This is a genomic window from Novosphingobium sp. AAP93 (assembly GCF_001296055.1).
Lineage (GTDB): Bacteria > Pseudomonadota > Alphaproteobacteria > Sphingomonadales > Sphingomonadaceae > Novosphingobium.
In genome coordinates this window covers 16,452-33,659 of the sequence record NZ_LJHZ01000003.1, presented here as the reverse complement: position 1 = coordinate 33,659, position 17,208 = coordinate 16,452, and the positions used below count along the sequence as shown (strand labels likewise).

The window sequence follows — 17,208 nt, the reverse complement described above, 5'->3', positions numbered from 1 at the left end:
TGGGGTTACCCATGCAGCTAACTTGTCTCTAAGGATCGGGATCAGGCCGGTTTTTGGGAACATGGACCTAAGGGCAATTGCGCAAGGCGCGCTGGAGCCGAAGGGAAGACATATGGCAATTGGCGCAATGATCGAGAACAGCTTGGTGGCAGCGGTGGTGAGCAACCCCCGTCTGCCCGACAATCCCATCGTGGATTGCAACGCCGCGTTCATGGAGCTGACCGGCTATGGGCGCGACGAAATCATCGGCCGCAATTGCCGTTTCCTGCGCGGCCCGGGAACCGAGCCCGAACTGACGGCGCAACTGCGTGACGGTATTGCTGCGCGTGTGCCCGTGATGGTCGAACTGCTCAATTACAAGCGCGATGGAACGCCGTTCCGCAACGCGGTGATGATCGCGCCGATCTTCGATGCAGCGGGCGAGCTTGAATGGTTCCTCGGCAGCCAGGTGGAGATCGCCGGTGCCGCTGATGCGGTTCCCAGCGCGCGGGCCGCCGAGGCGCGCGAGAAGGTCGCCTCGCTGTCGCGCCGCCAACGCGAAATTCTGGAATGCATCGCGGCTGGGCGGCTCAACAAGCAGATCGCCTATGAGCTCGGACTCAGCGAGCGGACGGTGAAGCTTCATCGCGCTGCCGTGCTGCGGGCGCTCGGCGTGCGGACAAGCGCCGATGCCATTCGCATGGCGATCGAAGCGGGGCTCTAGAAAACCCCACCAATCCGGTGGCTATTGCCCTCCGGGACAGGTTGAGGGCGCCGGGGCCGAAGCCCACCTCTTGCCTATCGGGTCGATGGGGCAAAGCTCCTCTTCGCGGTCGCAAATGGGTGCGAGCCTCTTGGTCCCCCCCGCTTCACCGGGAGGTTCGCACCTTCTTCCCTTCATCATCGAGTTACAACTGGTTCACCCCGGATTGCCGTGGGCGATGGTCGTCCGCGTCCGGTGCATGACGTTCCAGATGGGGCGAATCAATGCTGGAATCCTGCAAGCGCTGCGGCGCGTGAGCCGCAAAAAAAAAGTCCCCCCGATCGCACAATCGGGGGGACAGGCTGCGTACCTCGTGAATGCGATCAGAACATCACGCCGAATTCCATCCGCCCGCGCACCTGTTCCTTGTTCAGGCCCGCAGCGCCAAATGCAGCGCCCGGGGTGATATCGTCCGCGCGGACATAGGAGAATTCCGGCCGGATGAAGAACCGGTTCCACGTATAGGTGGGGGTGACGGTGAACGAGTAGGCCTTGGAACCCGGACCATAGAGGAAGCTTGCTGCCGTGGCGCTCGGGCGGTTGCTGTCGATATATTCGAAGCGCACCGGCAGGCTCCAGTGATCATCGACCTTGTACTTGGCGAGGAGGCCGACCGCGAAGTTCTGAGCCTTGGTGGTGCCCGCCCCCGGCAGGTCGGGCGCCCAGGCATACTGGAAGTAGGGCTGCACCAGCCACTTGCTGCCGGAATAGCTGTAGATCACGTTGAGGATGGTGCTGTTGTTCTGCACCAGCGGCGTGTTGAAGGTGGAGCGATAGTTCTTGCTGAGCGCGCCGCCCAGCACCACCGAGAGGGTGTGCGGTCCGTCAACATAGCTGACGATGCCCGACAGCCAGTTGAACTTGCCCGAGAAAAAGCCGTCGGTGTAGGCAAGGCTGAAGCTCAGTTTGCCGGCCGTGAGATTGGCCTGCACACCGCGGGTCATCACGTTTTCCTGCCCCCACAGGATGCCGCGTTCGATGTTGATGTTCTGGAAGGTGAAGGGCGCTTCCAGCCCGATCAGCGTGGGCAGGATACCGGCCTGTATGTTGAAGGTGGACGAAGGCGCGAACTTCACCCAGGCCTGCGGCACCACACCATAGCTGTTGCTGGTGTAGTCGGTCGACTTCACGAAGGCAGCGCCGAGCGTTTCCTGGTTGTAGAGGCCGGCCTGCACAAGGAACTGGAACGTGCCTTCCGGCTTTTGCACGATGACCTGCGCGTTCGACAGATCGGCAAAGCTGTCGGCCACACCCGCCGTGCTGTTTGACTGCGTGCCGACATAACCGCTGCCGATGGCGGTGACATAGACCTTGGACCCAGCCACATCGAGGCTGATCGGCTCGGGGTTGTAGCTCAGCGGGCCGGAGAGGGCCGGGAGAAGCGCCGGGGGAGGTGCGGCTTCTTCGGCGTGCGCGGCCGTGGCGGCGAACGCGGAACCGGCGGACACAAGTGCCATGGTGGCGAGACGGAACTTCATGTGGAACGACCTCCCTGGGGACCAAGCCCGAGATTAAGGATACCGTTCCTGCCTGCGGCCACACGCCGCGTGGCCTCTCACCGTCTGGTGCCACGTCCTGTGCAGTGCTGTGATACTTACCGTAAATACTTTTCTGTTTGATTGCTAAATGGTGTCGAAATGTTGCTACGCGTGCTGCAACGCAAAAAAGTCGGGCTGCGGTACTTTTGCAACAGCGAGAAGTTTGACTATGTCGTCGCCACTTTGTCCGGCACGGGCAGGCGGATCACGGCGGCCAGTCCGGTCCCTTCGCCGTCCAGCTGACGCTTGTTGATCAGCGCAAGCGTGCCGCCCTCAAGCCGGACCGCTGCCTGCACGATCGAGAGACCAAGGCCCATCCCCGGCGTATCGCGGCTGCGGGCGGTGTCGAGCCGGAAGAACGGCTGGAACACGTCCTCCATGCGGTCTTCGGGTATTCCCGGTCCATCGTCCTCGACGCGGATGATGACCGAACCGGGTTCGCAGGCAAGCGAGACGCGCACGTTGCCGGCATAGTGCAGCGCGTTGTCGATCAGGTTGGCGAGTGCCCGCCGGATCGATACCGCGCGCGCCATGATCTCGCAGCTTTCGGGCCCATCGTAGTGCGCGTCGAGACCCTGATCGGCGGCGCTGTCGACCAGGGTGGCCGCCATGATCGCTACATCGATCCGCTGCGGCGGGATCTGCGTTCCGCCAGCCTCGACAAATGCCTGGAGCGATTCGAGCAACTGGCGCATCTCGCCGATATCGTGCTCCAGTCCGGCGCGGGTCTCCTCCTCCACTTGCGCGCCGTCGAGCCGCAGCTGGAGCCGAGCGAGCGGCGTGCGCAGGTCGTGCCCGATTGCGAGCATGGAGCGGGTGCGCTCGGCCTGCTGGCGCTGGATGCGGCGCTGCATCTGGTTGAACGCGCGGATCAGCCGGCGCACTTCATCCGGGCCTTGCTCGGACAGGCCGCCAGGATTGGGCGTCTCGATATGGCGCAGCGCGCTCACCAGCCGCTGCAGCGAGCGCGTGGTCGCACGGAACATGAACCACGCCAGGGCGCCCAGGATCAGTGTGGGCAGCAGCATCGGCAGGATCTGCCAGCGCGAGAGCTGCAAGCTGACCTCGCCGGCGTAAGTATGGAAGCGCAGCGCGCTGCCATCGCCGAGTACCAGTGTTCCAGCCAGCTCGCGGCTGCTGTGGGTATGGAGCACGATGAGGCGCTGGCCATCCACTTCGAGTTCCGGACCTGCTGCCAGTACTCGCTTGACCATCGCCGGATCGGACGAACGCAGATCCTCCGCCGACGCTTTGGGATGCCAGGCGAGCCGGAACCGCTCCGTCGACAGCGCGCGGGCCGCATCGGGGCGGTCTTGCGGCGGCTCGCGCGAAATTGCGCGCGCCGCCAGCGAGAGATGCTCGCCGATGCGTGCGGCATCGTCACGCTGGACGGCAGTTGTGGTCGCTGAGTCGAAGAGGAAGGTATTGGCGAGGAAATCGACCGCCGCGACCAGCAGGAGGATCGCCAGCAGGCGCTCGGTCAGGCCAAGCCGGCGAAAGCCCATGCGTCGCTGGCCCATCAGCCCCGGCGGACTTCCGCCTTGAACATGTAGCCCACCCCGCGCACAGTCACGATCGGCGGTTCGCTGCCGCTGGCGGAAAGCTTGCGGCGCAGGCGGCTGACCAGCACGTCGATGCTGCGGTCGGAGCTGTCACCCAGCCGCGTGCGCGAAAGCTCGATCAGCCGTTCGCGGCCGAGCACGCGCTGGCGGTGGCTGACGAACGTGGCGAGGAGATCGAACTCCGCACCGGTCAGGTCGACCATCGCGCCGCTGGGCGAGCGCAGTTCGCGGCGCGAGAGCGAGAGCGTCCAGCCTTCGAAATGGACTTCGCTGGTGCGCTCGTCGCCCTTGCTGAGGCCCTCGCCGCCGCCGCGTCGCAGCACGGCACCGATGCGCGCGATCAACTCGCGCGCGCTGTAGGGCTTGGCGATATAATCATCCGCGCCGAGTTCGAGCCCGAGCACGCGGTCCTCCTCGCTCCCGCGCGCGGAGGCGAAGATGATCGGCACGTCGCTCTGGCGGCGCAGCTTGCGGAACAGCTCGATCCCGTTCGCGCCGGGGAGCATGATGTCGAGCACCACAAGCTCGGCCGGCTCGGCCTCGAGCATGACCCACATTTCGGCACCCGTCGCGGCGGTACGCACGGCATAGCCGTTCTCGCGCAGTGCCCGCGCGGTGAGCATGCGCAGCGAAACGTCGTCTTCAACCAGCAGAATGGAAGGTGCAGTCATGGCCTTGATCCAAGCCTAGAGGGGAGGAGGGGAGGCGACAAGCCCCCAACACGGGTGGCAATCAATCCGCTGCGGCAAGCTGGTCCCCGCGTGCTGCAATGCAGCGCGCCTCGGCGCGGGCCTGCTCGGCACCGGCGTGGCAGGCTGTGCTCTTGAGCGGACCGGGGTTGCAGTGGATCGGCGCTGCTGCGACCCGGCGCGGCGAAGGCGTATGGCGCCGCGCGTTGCAGGCGATGCTCTTCAGCGCATCGGGATTGCAGGGCACGGGCGCTGCATGAACCGTCACAGTCGCAGGCTGGGAGGCGAGTAGGGCCAGCGGGGCAAACAGCATGGATTGTTCCATTGCAAAAGAGACGCCCCTGCGATGGTGTCTTTTGATTGCCTTGCCTCGTCCGAATCATGATGAATTGTGTCCAGCAACCAATCGCCATCATTGGGGCACAGTGAGCCGAAGTGCATGCCAGTAATCCGGGGCGCGGCGGCCAGGCGCTATCCCGCTAAGTATTCTCGCTGATATCTTAAAGGTTTGGACACCGCGATCAGCTTGGGAAGCGGCTTTCCAGCGGGAGCCGGGCTGGTTGCCGACAACAAGGCTGGCATTCGGCCATTCCATCAAGTATCTGATATTGCAAAACATAATGCCCGTCAGGCAAGGTTTCCCAGAGCGCTATCGGTCGATTGGTCAATATGTCCAGAGTCAGCCTTTCTTGTGATCAGTCTTAAAGCAAGCAGTTAACTCGTCCACTCTTACAACGTCCCCAACGATAAGGGGCGCTGGCATGGAAGAAGTGCACGAGAGCTACGGAGCAGTCTACCGGGTTATCAGGGAAGCCAATCTGTCCGGCTATGTCACGCCGGGCCTGCGCGGACGTATGTACCAGGCGATCGACGACCTGAAGTCGCTCAGGGCCCCTGCCGATCACATCAGCATCGCGGAGCGGATCTCGGTGAAACTGCATGCGCTGGAATGGGCGGCGCTGCGGCGCGACGACAAACGCCGCATCGCAGACTGGCAGTCGCTGGGGGCGCTCGAGGAGCAGTGGATGTCAGCGCCTGTACCGCGATCAAGTGTGCCGCGTTCATGATCATGAAGCTGCTGCGCCGTCTCATCGCGGAAGACCGCAGCGGCGCGACCGCGATCGAGATGGGCTTTCTGGTCGCGCTGATCTCGGTGGCAATGATCGCCTCGCTGCACACGTTCAGCAACCAGCTCAACAATACGTTCCTGATCTCGGCCAAAAATCTGCTTGTGCCATAACTGCAATCAACGAGGTTTTTGATGAGAATCGTCGGAGACATGCTTCAGTACCGCATGAAGCATCACCTTGATCGCTATGAGGGCGTTCTCGCTATGCTGGAGGTTGCCTTTGGCGACTACGAGACGGGGAAGGTCTCGATCAACGGCTATCTCGATGCCGTCATCGCGATCGACCAGCGCGTCCGCCGCGAGCGGCCCCTGTGGCTGCACCTGTGCGATTGGTCCTTTGCGCTGCGCTGGCTCAACAGCGGCGAGCGGCGGGCCTTCCGCGAGACGTGCGATGCGCTCGACTGGTGCCGCAACTGGGCGATCCGCCAGCGCGGTGTCGACGTGACATCCTGCCTCGAACGCGCCGGTACCAGCGCCGACCATGGCCTCGACCAGACCTTGGGCCTCGCGGCATGAACCCGCCGATTGCCATTCGCTGCCCGTGCGAGGATCACGCCCGATGAGCGAACCGCGCAACCGCTCGGACCGCTTCGGCAACCGCCGCCGCTACCGCCGGATCGAGGCGGGCCAGCGCCTGCTCCTGATCTCGGTGGCCAGCCGCATGGACGGCGAACTGCGGGACCTCTCGCAGACGGGCGCACGCGTCAGTCTGCGCATGGCCCCCCCGCGCCGGGGCCGTGATGTCTTGCTGCGCTGGGGCTCGCAGGAGTTTTTCGGCCAGGTGGTCTGGAGCAAGGGCAACGAGGCCGGGGTTGCCTTCCACAAGCCGATCTCGCCGGAAGAACTGGTCGAGACCGTGGGCGGCGAAGTGCCTGCGGCACTGCCCACCGGACGCCGGGTGCTCTAGCGCCGATTGACGAACGCCCCAAAACCCAGCATGAGCGCCGCTTCCGGCATGCCGGGGCGGTTAGCTCAGTTGGTAGAGCATCTCGTTTACACCGAGAGGGTCGGCGGTTCGAGCCCGTCACCGCCCACCATGGCAGGGTCAGCTATCAGTCAGCGCCAAGCGGCCCGCCATCGGGCACTGCAAAGCCTTCCGGAGGCAATCCCCTGCGGCTGCGCTGCACGGCCATCGTGTAGGCCGTTTCGAGATCGCGGGTGAAGCGGCGGGTGTCGAACAGCGGTGCGGTGCCGCGACCGGCCGCCAGCTTTGCGCGCAACGCCGCGAGCCGTGCCGGATCGCGGGCGAGGGCAAGCGCAAGGGCTTCGTAGTCCTGCGGCGTCGCAGTGACGAGTTCGGGCAGCCCGCACGCCTGCAGCAGGCTGGCGGCCACGCGTGCCGGAAATGTTTCGCCCAGCAGTGTCAGCAGCGGCAGACCGGCCCAGAGCGCATCGCTGGCGGTGGTGTGGGCGTTGCAGGGAAAGGTATCGAGAAACAGGTCCGCCATGGCCATGCGCGCAAGGTGGCGCGGATTGGGCTCATGCGCGGCGAAGATGAGCCGGGCGGCATCGAGCCCGGCTGCCTCGGCGGCAGCGCGCAGATTGGCCTCGGCTTCGGCATTGGAGTGGAGCAGCCACAGCACCGCACCCGGCACGTCGCGGAGCAGGCGAAGCCAGATCGCGAAGATATCCGGGGTGATCTTGTACAAGTTGTTGAAACAGCAGAATACGAAGCCGTGCTCCGGCAATCCCAGATCGGCCCGCGTGGGCGACCAGTCGGCGATGGGGCGCCGATCATCGTTGCACTGGTAGCTGAACGGCATGCGGATCAGCTGTTCGCTGTAATGCGGCTGCGCCTCGGGCGGAGTGAGCGCGCTGTCGCCCAGCAGGTAATCATGAAACTCGGTCCCGCAGGTGCCCGGGAAGCCGAGCCAGTTCACTTGGACCGGAGCAAGGCGATAGGCGAACAGTTCGGCGCGGTTGTGACGCGTATAGCCCTTCAGATCGACCGCGATGTCGAGCCCGTCCGCGCGCGCCATCGCCACGACCGCCGCGTTGTCGAAGCCGCGCACATCGACGAACCGCTCCACATCGCCAAGCAGGGCCTGGCGCACCGGGTCGTCCGCATCGGGGCCGAAGCTATAGGCGGTCACGCTGAACCGCGTGCGGTCGTGTTGCCGCAGAACGCCGGCAAGCAGCAGCATGGTCGCATGCTGGCGATAGTCGGCAGAGAAATAGCCGATCCGAATCCGTCCGTCGGCAGCGGGCGGCACCACGAGCGGGGCAGGCCGGATCGCCGCAAACTTGCGGGCATAGCAGCGCGTACGTTGCAGCTGGCGCGCCGGATCGGTCTCTGCGGTGATCATCGCGAAGGGCGAGACGGCCATCTCTCCGGTACCGAGCGCGGCGATCCGGGATGCACTTCCGGCAAGATCCGTCCAGTCGCAGATCTGCATGCGGGTGCCATAGAGCCGGGCGGCGATGAAATCGTCGTCCGGGTCGAGCATGCTCGCCCGCTCGAGGGCGGCAATCGCGTCGCGGCGCCGCCCTGCTTCTTCGAGCACGATGCCGTAATCGGTGAGAAGCGGGGCGTTGTCCGGCGCCAGCGCAACGGCGCGCGCGAGATGGGCCTCCGCTTTCGCCATGTCGCCAAGCCCGTGCCAGGCCTTGCCGATCTCGGCATGGAGATCGGCCTGCATCGGAGCGAGGGCAAGCGCCCGCTCGTACGCCGCGATCGCCTCGCCCGGTCTGCCGCCGCGGGCCAGCACATCGCCCAGCTTGGCATGGAGATCGGGATCACTCGGGCGGTGCTGGAGGAAATGCTCCATCAACGCGCGGCTCCGCGCCATCTCGCCTTGGGCGATCCAGACATCGACGAGATTGAGCGCAGCATCGCGGTAGTCCGGGACCAGTCCGAGCGCCTGCTGCAGCGCCTCGGCGGCTTCATCATGGCGGTGCAGCGCCATCAGGCACGCGCCGAGATTGTTGAGCGCCCGGGGATTGGCGGGATCGTGGGTCAGCGCGGTCTCGAATGCAGTGCAGGCCGCCTCGAATCGCCCGAGCCCTTCGAGTGCCAGCCCGAGATAGGTTTCGGCATCGGGATTTCCGGCGAGTCTGGCAAGCAGCGTCGAGGCCTCCGCATGCCGCCCCAGCTCGTAGAGCGTGACACCGAGCATGAACTGCGTGCCGGTGTCGGAGGGATCGAGGGCGAGGGCCGTGCGGAAGGCGCCCTCGGCCAGATCGAACAGGCCGAGGCTGGCATGGAGCGCGCCAAGCGCAGTCTGTGCGCCGAAATCCTGATCATACGTGGCAGCAAATTGAGCGGCCTGCGCCAGAAAGACCTCGCGCGGGCGCGTTCGGGCGGCATCGGCCAGGGCGGCGATCTCTTGGGGATCGGGTGCGGATTCGGACGGTGAGCGCAACGCCATGAGGCCTCGGGGCAGGATCGCCGATGATCAGGCCTATGACGCCGGCGTTGCAGAAATGTTGCGCCCAAGGCGGTGGCAAGCGACCGGTCCGGCGATCAACGCAACGTATCGGCCAGCATGGCGTCGGTGCGGGGGCCGGCCCAGTCATGCGAGCCGATCATGCGCCAGACTTCCTTGCCCTGCGCGTCATAGAGCACGGTCGTGGGCAGCACGCCGTTGCCGTAGTGCTGGCTGAGCGCGTTCTCGGGGTCGAGCCACGGCGCGAGATTGGTGAGCTTGCGCTCCTTGAAGAACGCGTCGACCGCGGCGGCCTGATCCAGGTCCTGCGAGACGGTGAGGACCGTCAGCTTGCCGGCCTTGGCAGCGGCGAGGGCATTGAGCGTGGGCATTTCGAGCACGCAAGGCCCGCACCAGGTCGCCCAGAGGTTGATCAGCAGCGGTTTGCCCTTGAGATCGAGCGTGCGGATTTTCTTGCCCGATGGATCGCTGAAGGTGAAATCGGGCAGCGCCGCGCCGCGATTGCTGATGTCCAGCGTGCCGTTGAACGGGCCTTCACCTTCCGCTGCAGCGGCCGGAGCGGAAGCGGTGGTCTGCGGTTGCGTGTCCGCCGGGGTTTGCTTATCGCACCCGGCGAGAAGGCCCGCAGCCATGAGCGGGACCAAGAAGGCAGGCGGACGCGGCGACATGAGCGGCAATTCAGGCTCCAATCAGATGTGGGGCGGGCGCTTCGCGGCGGGCCCTTCGGCCGTGATGCGCGAAATCAACGCCTCGATTCCCTTCGACAAGGCCTTGTGGCGGCAGGACATCGCCGCGTCAAAGGCCCATGTGGCCATGCTCGGCCAGCAGGGGATCGTGACGGCGGAGGATGCCGCGCTGATCGCTGGCGGGCTCGATCAGGTCGCCGCCGAATATGAGGCGAACGGGGTGCCCGAGGACTGGGACCTCGAAGACATCCACATGACGACCGAGAGCCGCCTCGCCGAGCTGATCGGTCCGGCAGCCGGCCGTCTGCATACCGCGCGCAGCCGCAACGATCAGGTGGCGACCGATTTCCGCCTCTGGGTGCGCGATCAGATGGACCAGACCGAAGCGGCGCTCCACGCGCTGCAAGTCGCGCTGGTGACGCGTGCGGGCGAGCATGCGGCGAGCATCATGCCCGGCTTCACCCACTTGCAGACCGCGCAGCCCGTCACGCTCGGCCATCACCTGATGGCGTATTACGAGATGATCCAGCGCGACGTTTCGCGCTTTGAGGATGGGCGCCGCCGCATGAACCGCTGCCCGCTGGGCGCGGCGGCGCTGGCGGGGACGGGCTTCCCGATCGATCGCCATATGACGGCAGCCGCGCTCGGCTTCGACGGTCCCACCGCGAACAGCCTCGATTCGGTCTCCGACCGCGATTTCGCGCTCGATTTCCTGATGGCGGCGGCGCAGTGCTCGCTGCATCTCTCGCGCCTTGCCGAGGAATTCGTGATCTGGGCGAGCCAGCCCTTCGGTTTCGTCACCCTGCCGGACAGCCTTTCGACCGGCAGCTCGATCATGCCGCAGAAGAAGAACCCCGATGCGGCGGAGCTGGTGCGGGGCCATTCGGGGCGGATTGTCGGCTGCCTCACCGCGCTGATGATCACGATGAAGGGCCTGCCGCTCGCCTATTCGAAGGACATGCAGGACGACAAACCGCCGGTGTTCGAGGCCGCTGCGCTGCTGGCGCTTTCCATCGCGGCTATGACCGGCATGGTCGCCGAAGCCGCTTTTCGCACCGAGCGGATGCGCGGCGCGGCGGAACTGGGCTATGCCACCGCGACCGATCTGGCCGACTGGCTGGTGCGGCAGGCGGGCATCCCCTTCCGCGAGGCGCACCATATCACCGGCTCGGCGGTGAAGCTCGCGGAAAGCCGCGGCGTGGCGCTCGATCAGCTGGCCTTGGCGGACCTCAAGGCGATCGACAGCCGGGTGGATGAACGCGTTTTTGCCGCGCTTTCGGTGGAGGCAAGCGTGGCGGCGCGCGCCAGCCATGGCGGAACCGCGCCGGACGAGGTAAGGAAGCGCGTCGCCGAGGCGCGTGAGGCGCTGGGTATGCCAAGGGATATGGACTCCTGATGCGCAAGGTGCTGCCTGTTCTGCTGCTGGCTCTAACGCTCGCCGGATGCGGCGCACGGCGTGAGCTCATGCCGCTGAAAGGCCACGCTCTGCCGCCGGCGCCCTATGGCCGCGAGGACAAACCGGGGCCCGACGTGCTGCTGACCCCGCCGGTCCAGGCGAAACCGCAGCGCAATATCGAGCTGCGCAGCCGCTCGGAGGACCGGCAGGACGATCCCTTCGATCTTCCCCCCGAGGAATAATCTTTCTCTCCGGCTGAGCTGCCGGAAACCAGTTTCAGGAATTCCCGATGGATCATTTCGAATATCGCGGCGGCGTGCTTCATGCCGAGGACGTGCCGCTGCCCCTGATCGCGGCCGAAGTCGGCACGCCGGTCTATGTCTATTCGCGCGCCACGCTGACCCGGCATGCCCGCGTGTTCCGCGATGCGCTGGCGGTGCTGCCGCGCGTCCACCTGGCCTTCGCGGTGAAGTCCAACCCCAATCTTGCCGTGCTCAAGGTGCTGGCGGCGGAAGGCTACGGCGCGGATGTCGTCTCGGCGGGCGAGATGGACCGTGCGCTCGCGGCGGGCATTCCCGCGGCGGACGTGGTGTTCTCGGGCGTCGGCAAGACGGCGGCGGAAATGCGCCGCGCGCTGCAGGCCGGGTGCGGCCAGTTCAACCTCGAAAGCGAGGAAGAGGGCGAGGAGCTGGCCGAGATCGCGGAGGAACTGGGCCTCGTCGCCACCGCCACGCTGCGTATCAACCCTGATGTCGATGCGGGCACGCATGCCAAGATCTCGACCGGCAAGGCCGAGAACAAGTTCGGCGTTCCCTACGACCGGGCGGCAGGCATCTACGCGCGGCTCTCCGCGCTGCCGGGCCTCAACCTGCGCGGCCTTGCGCTCCATATCGGCAGCCAGCTCTCGAAGCTCGATCCGCTCGAAGCCGCCTTCACCAAGGCCGGCGCGCTGATGCAGGCGATCCGCGCCGACGGCTTTGCGGTGACGCACATGGACCTCGGCGGCGGCGTCGGCGTGCCCTACAAGGCGGGCGAAGTCTTCCCGCAGCCCGCCGAATACGCCGCGATGATCGCGCGCGTGACGCAGGACTGGGATGCGACCTTGATGTTCGAGCCGGGGCGGCTCATCACCGGCAATACCGGCGTGCTGCTTACCGAGGTCGTCCGCGTGAAGCAGGGCGCGCTGCATCCGTGGGTGGTGGTCGATGCGGCGATGAACGATCTCGCCCGCCCCGCGATGTACGATGCCTGGCACGATTTCAGCGCGGTCGCGCCCAAGGGCGGGACGATGACCGCCAACATCGTCGGCCCGATCTGCGAATCGAGCGATACTTTCGCCATGGCGCGCGAGATCGACGTGGTGGCGCGCGGCCATCTGGCGGTATTCCGCACCGCGGGTGCCTATGGCGCTACGATGGCCAACACCTACAACTCGCGGCCGATGGTGCCCGAGGTCATGGTCGACGGCGCAAAGTGGGCCGTCGTGGCCGACCGGATCGAGCCCGCCACCATCCTCTCCGCCGAGCGCGTGCCGGATTGGTTGGCGTAGCGCTGTCCCAGCACCCTTCGACAAGCTCAGGGTGAGCGGGCCCTTGGTCATTGCACCTTCGTCCGCTCATGCTGAGCTTGTCGAAGCATCTCGCACGACATAGGCCACAAGCATGACTCTCCCCAGCCTCCCGCTGTTCCACCGCCTCGCCGGGCAACCGGTGGTCGTGCTGGGCCATGGCGAGGCAGCGGAGGCCAAGCGGCGGCTGGTGCTCCGCGCGGGCGGCAAGGTGATCGAGGACCTTGCCGAGGGCATCGACATGGGCGCGCGGCTGGCCTTCATTGCGCACGAGGACGAGGCGGCCTGTCAGGCAGATGCCATTCGCGCGCGGGGGGCTGGGCTGCTCGTCAACGTCGTCGACAAGCCCGCGCTGTGCGATTTCACCACGCCTTCGATCATCGACCGCGCGCCGGTGATCGTCGCGGTCGGAACGGGCGGCGCCTCGGCAGGCCTCGCCAAAGCGCTGCGCCTCCGGCTGGAGCGGCTCCTGCCGCAAGGCTTGGGTGCACTGGCCGATGCACTCTACGCGGCGCGGGGCGCGATGCGTTCGCGCTGGCCGACAGGGCCGGAGCGCCGCCGCGCGCTCGATGCGGCGCTGGAGGAAGGCGGTGCGCTCGATCCTTTGCGCGAGGACGGCGATGTCGCGGCGTGGGTGGCAGGCGCCGCTCATGGCGCCTCAGGCCGCTTCGTGATCCGGTTGCGGTCCAGTGATCCCGATGACCTGACGCTGCGCGAGGCACGACTGCTGGGTCAGGCTGATGCGGTGATCGCTGGCCCTGACGCACCCGCCGCGGTCCTGGCGCGGGTGCGGGCCGATGCCGCGCGGATCAAGCCGGGTGAGGCAGAGCCGGACGGCGGGATCGTGGTGGTGATCGAGGCGACCTAATCCGGCGCTATGATATGCGCGAAGAGGTCGTCGAGATGCGCCTGCAGTTCCTGCACCGCCAGATTGTCGGCATGGCGCGGGAGGCCGAGCGGCAGGCTCATGCTCTGGTGCAGCGCGGAGGCTTCGGTCACGCTGAGCAGCCCGCGCAGGCGCAGGATGTTGGCAAGGCTGGCAATGCCGTTGATCGCCGCGATGTCCGAGACTTCGAGCGCTGCGAAAAGCTGGGGCAGATCGAGACCGGGATTCTTTTTCATTCAGGTTGGCATGGCTGACACGGCGAGGCGTTCGAGCCGCGCCAGTTCGCGGCCTTCCGTCACTTGGCGGAGTTGCTCGGCCATGGCGCGCCACGCCTTTTCCGAACGCAGTGCGCGGTCGCGCACGTTGTCGAGCAAGGCGCCCGCCGCTTCGGAGGCGGCCTGTTCGGCGCGTTCGATGAGGAATTCGTAGGACAGTGCCATCAACATCGACTCCGGGAGGGGACGGGAAAGGGTATCCCCGGCGATCCGCAAAGGGACCCGCCGGGGATGGAGCGGGTCAGTTCGCGCTGGCGAGATTGACGGCCGATTCCTTGCCGTTGCGGCCGGTCTCGACTTCGTAGGAAACGCGCTGATCCTTGTTCAGCGTGGCCATGCCAGCCGCCTGCACGGCGGAGATGTGGACGAAGCTGTCCTTGCCGCCATCATCCGGCTGGATGAAGCCATAGCCCTTGTCTTCGTTGAAGAATTTCACGGTTCCGATAGTCATGTTCGCTTCCTTTCAAGAAACGTTGGTCCGCCGGCGGGGTGCCGACGGGGTCGTGCGTCAGGTCGTCACTTGAAAGGAAATCGAGGGTCGTTCGAGGTGAGGGAAACGCGTTCCCGAACCAGAATTAAGTCGTCGATGCCCGTCTCACTTCAACGAGAGCAGCATGGGTAGACCGGCGCATACCGGTCAAAAGAGCCAGGCATCATGAAATGGAAAAAATGCGGGCCAAAGCCGCGCGCAAATTCCGTCGCAATCGACGAGAGGCACGATTGAAATAGTGCTTCAAGAAAAAATTACAAGTAAATTCCCCGGCTAGGCGAACATGCATAGCCAGACCGGTTCCGAAATTTGAGAACGCCTCAGGTTTTCGGCGGCGCCAGCAGAAAATTCATCCAGCTGCTGGCGACCAGCCTGCTTCGGTCCCCCTGCCACGCTTCCACCCGAACGTTGGCGACGCGCCGCCCGGCCCGGATCACTTCGCCGCGCGCAAAGGTGCGTTCCTGCACGCCGCCGCGCAGGTACTCGATGCTGATATTGACCGGCTTGATGCGGGAATCGCTGCCCTGCCGCTCCAGTTCGGCGCGCAAGGCAGCGTGGGCGGCCATTTCGAGCAGGCCGCCGATCGCGCCGCCGTGGAGAAAGCCGGGGCGGCCCATCACGCGCGTCGCAAAGTCCATCGCGATGACGGGCGCGCCGTCTTCTACGTGGTCGACTTCCATGCCCATGCTGCGGGCGTAGGGGGGCAAATGGTATTCGCTCACGGCTTGGCCCACCCTTCGCTGCTCACCAGCATGAAAATGCCGGCGGTGTGTGCGATCGGATCGGTGACATCGCCTTCATGGGCGATGCCGCGCACGAAGGCCATCGAGCGGCGCACCTGATAACATTCGGCGCGCGCGATCACCGTCTTGCCCGGCGTCGCGGCGCGCACGTAGTCGATGCGCAGATCGAGCGTGACTTGCGGGTTGAACGTGCCCTGCCGCGTCCAGACCGACATCGATGTCGCGTTGTCGAGCAGGCTGATGATAGGGCCGGATGCCAGCACACCGGTTTCCTCGACGCCGACGAGATCCTCGCGCCAAGGGAGGGCGAGCTCGATCCAGTCCTCGCCGTGGTCATGGTATTCCATGCCGAGGAAGCCGGTGTGGCCATGCCGCGTGAACCAGCGCGCACCGCGTTCGGGATCGAACACGAAGCCTTCGGGCAGGCTGGTGTTGGGCACGCCCGCGACTTTTTCATCCTTGCTCATGACAAGCGCTGTGCCGGGGTGCTGCGACGCTGGCAACCGCCAAAAATCAGAAAGCAGCACCCGCCATCGCGTCTATCGCCCCTTGCAGGATCAGCGCAGCGGCGTGCGAATCGATGCGCTCGGCTCGCTTGGCGCGGCTGAAATCCTGCTCGATCATGGCGCGTTCGGCGGCTTGCGTGGTCCAGCGTTCGTCCCATAGCAGGATCGGGAGTCCGAGGTCCTCGAGGTTGCGCGCCATCGCGCGGGCGGCCTGGCTGCGCGGGCTTTCGCTGCCGTCCATATGCAGCGGCAGGCCGATGACGAGGCCCTTGACGTTGCGGGAGGTGACAAGGGCGGCAAGCTCGGCCTTGTCCTGCGTGAATTTGCGGCGGCGGATCGTCTGCCCGGCCGTGGCGAAGCGCCAGCCCGCATCGCACAGCGCCACGCCGATGGTCTTGGTGCCGGGATCGAGGCCCATCAAGGCGCCACCCTCCGGCAAGGCCCCGCGCAGTTCGGCGGCGCTGGTGGTGATCATCGGGCGGGTCCCGGCCGGGCGTTCCGGTGCTGCGCCAGCCACGCCTCCGAACGGCGCGCGACGTCAGCTCGGACGTTGGCCCAGAACAGCGGCACGTCATAGACATGGTAGTTGTTGCCCGGCAGCACGTAGGGGCCAAGATCGGGCGGTTCGCCGATCATCAGGAGACCGGATCGTTCGTCGCAGCGCGCCGGAATGCCGCGCTTCTCCAGCTTGCCCGAGGCCAGATCTTGCGAAGGGACCATGGTGCCCAGATTGGCACTTCCGGGTGCGGAAGGGGCGCTCCCGCCCGTGAGCGGATTGGTGCAGAGGATCGGCTCCGGACCCTTTGCCATGCCGTCGAGCCCGGGCTCGGCGCGGTAGGTATCGAGCATCAGCCGCGCATCGGGCGGATCGGCAAAGCTCAGCCAGCTCATCGCGCAGCCGGTCTGTTCGGGCGCGGTGCAGGGGCGCAGGCCGGTCTGCGGCAAGTCCGCCAGCGGCGAGATCGGCCAGCCGACCATGTAGGCCGCGACAATGCGAGCCGCCAGCGGTGTGCCTTTCACATCGTCCTTCAGAAGGTGCATCACGTGCAAGGCGCCCTGGCTGTGGCCAGCCAGCACGATCGGCGCATCGGCGGGAATGGCGGCGACGAAGGCGCGGAAAGCCGCGCGGACATCGCCATAGGCAACCGCCCGCGCCTTCAGGGTTTCCGGCCGGTTGACCAGGAAACTGCCAAAGGCGGCCTGCCGGTAATAGGGCACGAAGACCGCCGCCTCGCCGTTGAAGGCGCTGGCCATGCCGCGCACGAACAGCGCGGTGCGGTTGCGCGTATCCTTGTCGTCGATCGGGCCGTTCCAGTGCTCGCGGGCAAGATAGCTGGTCGGGTGGATGAAGAAGACATAGGCCTTGCCCTGTGGCGCGGCTGGCATGCCCTCGGGGCGGTACTGGGCGGGGTCATCGACCGTGCCGGGGCGGGAGACCCACATGGCCGGATCTTCATAGACGCCTGCACGCAGGGCTGGTTGCGTCTCGAACGCGCCGCGCGGCACGAAGGCGAAGCGGGTCAGCTCCGCCGACCAGATACGCAGCGCGAAGAGCGCGGCGATGGCCATCACAATCAGCAGTGCGACGAAATAGAGAAACTTCCGAGCCATGG

Annotated in this window: 22 protein-coding genes and 1 tRNA gene; 10 read left to right on the top strand and 13 right to left on the bottom strand. The window is 65.9% G+C overall.

The annotated features are described in order from the left end of the window. Positions 1 to 112 precede the first annotated feature (112 nt). Entirely contained in the window at positions 113 to 703 is a 591-nt protein-coding gene (locus tag IP83_RS00785) for a LuxR C-terminal-related transcriptional regulator (RefSeq protein ID WP_054120298.1), read from the top strand. A gap of 362 nt (positions 704 to 1,065) precedes the next feature. Here IP83_RS00785 and IP83_RS00780 read toward each other — a convergent pair whose 3' ends face one another. The 4 genes from IP83_RS00780 to IP83_RS00765 form a co-directional block, all read right to left on the bottom strand. Next, entirely contained in the window at positions 1,066 to 2,220 is a 1,155-nt protein-coding gene (locus IP83_RS00780; RefSeq protein WP_054120297.1) for an outer membrane beta-barrel protein, read from the bottom strand. 227 nt (positions 2,221 to 2,447) lie between these two features. Then, positions 2,448 to 3,785, bottom strand: a complete 1,338-nt coding sequence (locus IP83_RS00775; protein WP_054120396.1) for an ATP-binding protein — start codon at positions 3,783 to 3,785, stop codon at positions 2,448 to 2,450. Positions 3,786 to 3,799: 14 nt separating this feature from the next. Then, positions 3,800 to 4,513 (bottom strand): response regulator transcription factor, encoded by a 714-nt coding sequence (locus IP83_RS00770; protein ID WP_054120296.1) that lies wholly within the window; start codon positions 4,511 to 4,513, stop codon positions 3,800 to 3,802. Positions 4,514 to 4,574: 61 nt separating this feature from the next. Next, positions 4,575 to 4,844, bottom strand: coding sequence for a hypothetical protein (locus IP83_RS00765; protein WP_156309520.1), 270 nt, complete (start codon positions 4,842 to 4,844; stop codon positions 4,575 to 4,577). 448 nt (positions 4,845 to 5,292) lie between these two features. Between IP83_RS00765 and IP83_RS19775 the strand changes: the two genes are divergently transcribed. The 5 genes from IP83_RS19775 to IP83_RS00745 all read left to right on the top strand — a co-directional run bounded on the left by IP83_RS19775 (position 5,293) and on the right by IP83_RS00745 (position 6,697). Then, the gene (locus IP83_RS19775; RefSeq protein ID WP_054120294.1) at positions 5,293 to 5,598 is read left to right on the top strand and encodes a hypothetical protein; all 306 of its coding nucleotides are present in this window, start codon (positions 5,293 to 5,295) and stop codon (positions 5,596 to 5,598) included. Beyond that, complete coding sequence (locus IP83_RS19770; protein ID WP_231624853.1) at positions 5,595 to 5,771, top strand: Flp family type IVb pilin; 177 nt, start codon at positions 5,595 to 5,597, stop codon at positions 5,769 to 5,771. Before IP83_RS19775 ends, IP83_RS19770 begins: the two co-directional genes overlap by 4 nt. 21 nt (positions 5,772 to 5,792) lie before the next feature. Further along, positions 5,793 to 6,176, top strand: a complete 384-nt coding sequence (locus IP83_RS00755; protein WP_156309519.1) for a hypothetical protein — start codon at positions 5,793 to 5,795, stop codon at positions 6,174 to 6,176. 43 nt (positions 6,177 to 6,219) lie between these two features. Further along, positions 6,220 to 6,567, top strand: coding sequence for a PilZ domain-containing protein (locus IP83_RS00750; RefSeq protein WP_054120292.1), 348 nt, complete (start codon positions 6,220 to 6,222; stop codon positions 6,565 to 6,567). Between the two features lie 54 nt (positions 6,568 to 6,621). Further along, positions 6,622 to 6,697 (top strand) — tRNA-Val (locus IP83_RS00745). A gap of 15 nt (positions 6,698 to 6,712) precedes the next feature. On the opposite strand, the gene IP83_RS00740 is transcribed toward IP83_RS00745, so the two are convergent. Beyond that, positions 6,713 to 9,028, bottom strand: coding sequence for a tetratricopeptide repeat protein (locus IP83_RS00740; RefSeq protein ID WP_054120291.1), 2,316 nt, complete (start codon positions 9,026 to 9,028; stop codon positions 6,713 to 6,715). 95 nt (positions 9,029 to 9,123) lie between these two features. Continuing rightward, positions 9,124 to 9,678, bottom strand: a complete 555-nt coding sequence (locus IP83_RS00735) for a TlpA disulfide reductase family protein (RefSeq protein WP_082364386.1) — start codon at positions 9,676 to 9,678, stop codon at positions 9,124 to 9,126. A gap of 61 nt (positions 9,679 to 9,739) precedes the next feature. On the opposite strand from IP83_RS00735, the gene argH reads away from it, so the two are divergent. The 4 genes from argH (at position 9,740) to IP83_RS00715 (ending at position 13,563) form a co-directional block, all read left to right on the top strand. After that, positions 9,740 to 11,128: an argininosuccinate lyase gene (gene argH / locus IP83_RS00730; RefSeq protein WP_054120395.1), complete on the top strand. Its 1,389-nt coding sequence runs from the start codon at positions 9,740 to 9,742 to the stop codon at positions 11,126 to 11,128. Further along, the gene (locus IP83_RS00725) at positions 11,128 to 11,370 is read left to right on the top strand and encodes a hypothetical protein (RefSeq protein WP_054120289.1); all 243 of its coding nucleotides are present in this window, start codon (positions 11,128 to 11,130) and stop codon (positions 11,368 to 11,370) included. The genes argH and IP83_RS00725 overlap by 1 nt, the downstream gene beginning before the upstream one ends. A gap of 47 nt (positions 11,371 to 11,417) precedes the next feature. After that, a complete protein-coding gene (gene lysA, locus IP83_RS00720) occupies positions 11,418 to 12,677 on the top strand; it encodes a diaminopimelate decarboxylase (RefSeq protein WP_054120288.1) in 1,260 nt (419 codons plus the stop codon). A gap of 112 nt (positions 12,678 to 12,789) precedes the next feature. After that, the gene (locus tag IP83_RS00715; RefSeq protein WP_054120287.1) at positions 12,790 to 13,563 is read left to right on the top strand and encodes a bifunctional precorrin-2 dehydrogenase/sirohydrochlorin ferrochelatase; all 774 of its coding nucleotides are present in this window, start codon (positions 12,790 to 12,792) and stop codon (positions 13,561 to 13,563) included. Here IP83_RS00715 and IP83_RS00710 read toward each other — a convergent pair. The 7 genes from IP83_RS00710 to IP83_RS00680 form a co-directional block, all read right to left on the bottom strand. Then, positions 13,560 to 13,817, bottom strand: coding sequence for a hypothetical protein (locus IP83_RS00710; protein WP_054120286.1), 258 nt, complete (start codon positions 13,815 to 13,817; stop codon positions 13,560 to 13,562). The genes IP83_RS00715 and IP83_RS00710 overlap by 4 nt on opposite strands. After that, complete coding sequence (locus IP83_RS00705) at positions 13,818 to 14,021, bottom strand: hypothetical protein (RefSeq protein ID WP_054120394.1); 204 nt, start codon at positions 14,019 to 14,021, stop codon at positions 13,818 to 13,820. A 76-nt stretch (positions 14,022 to 14,097) separates the two neighbouring features. Next, positions 14,098 to 14,307 carry a cold-shock protein gene (locus IP83_RS00700; protein ID WP_054120285.1) on the bottom strand — a complete coding sequence of 70 codons (210 nt, stop codon included), beginning with the start codon at positions 14,305 to 14,307 and terminating at the stop codon, positions 14,098 to 14,100. A gap of 359 nt (positions 14,308 to 14,666) precedes the next feature. After that, positions 14,667 to 15,068, bottom strand: a complete 402-nt coding sequence (locus tag IP83_RS00695) for a PaaI family thioesterase (protein ID WP_231624852.1) — start codon at positions 15,066 to 15,068, stop codon at positions 14,667 to 14,669. Then, entirely contained in the window at positions 15,065 to 15,556 is a 492-nt protein-coding gene (locus IP83_RS00690) for a PaaI family thioesterase (protein ID WP_054120283.1), read from the bottom strand. The genes IP83_RS00695 and IP83_RS00690 overlap by 4 nt, the downstream gene beginning before the upstream one ends. A gap of 46 nt (positions 15,557 to 15,602) precedes the next feature. Beyond that, positions 15,603 to 16,070, bottom strand: a complete 468-nt coding sequence (ruvX, locus tag IP83_RS00685; protein ID WP_054120393.1) for a Holliday junction resolvase RuvX — start codon at positions 16,068 to 16,070, stop codon at positions 15,603 to 15,605. Then, positions 16,067 to 17,206, bottom strand: a complete 1,140-nt coding sequence (locus IP83_RS00680; protein WP_054120282.1) for a DUF3089 domain-containing protein — start codon at positions 17,204 to 17,206, stop codon at positions 16,067 to 16,069. The genes ruvX and IP83_RS00680 overlap by 4 nt, the downstream gene beginning before the upstream one ends. Positions 17,207 to 17,208 lie beyond the last annotated feature (2 nt).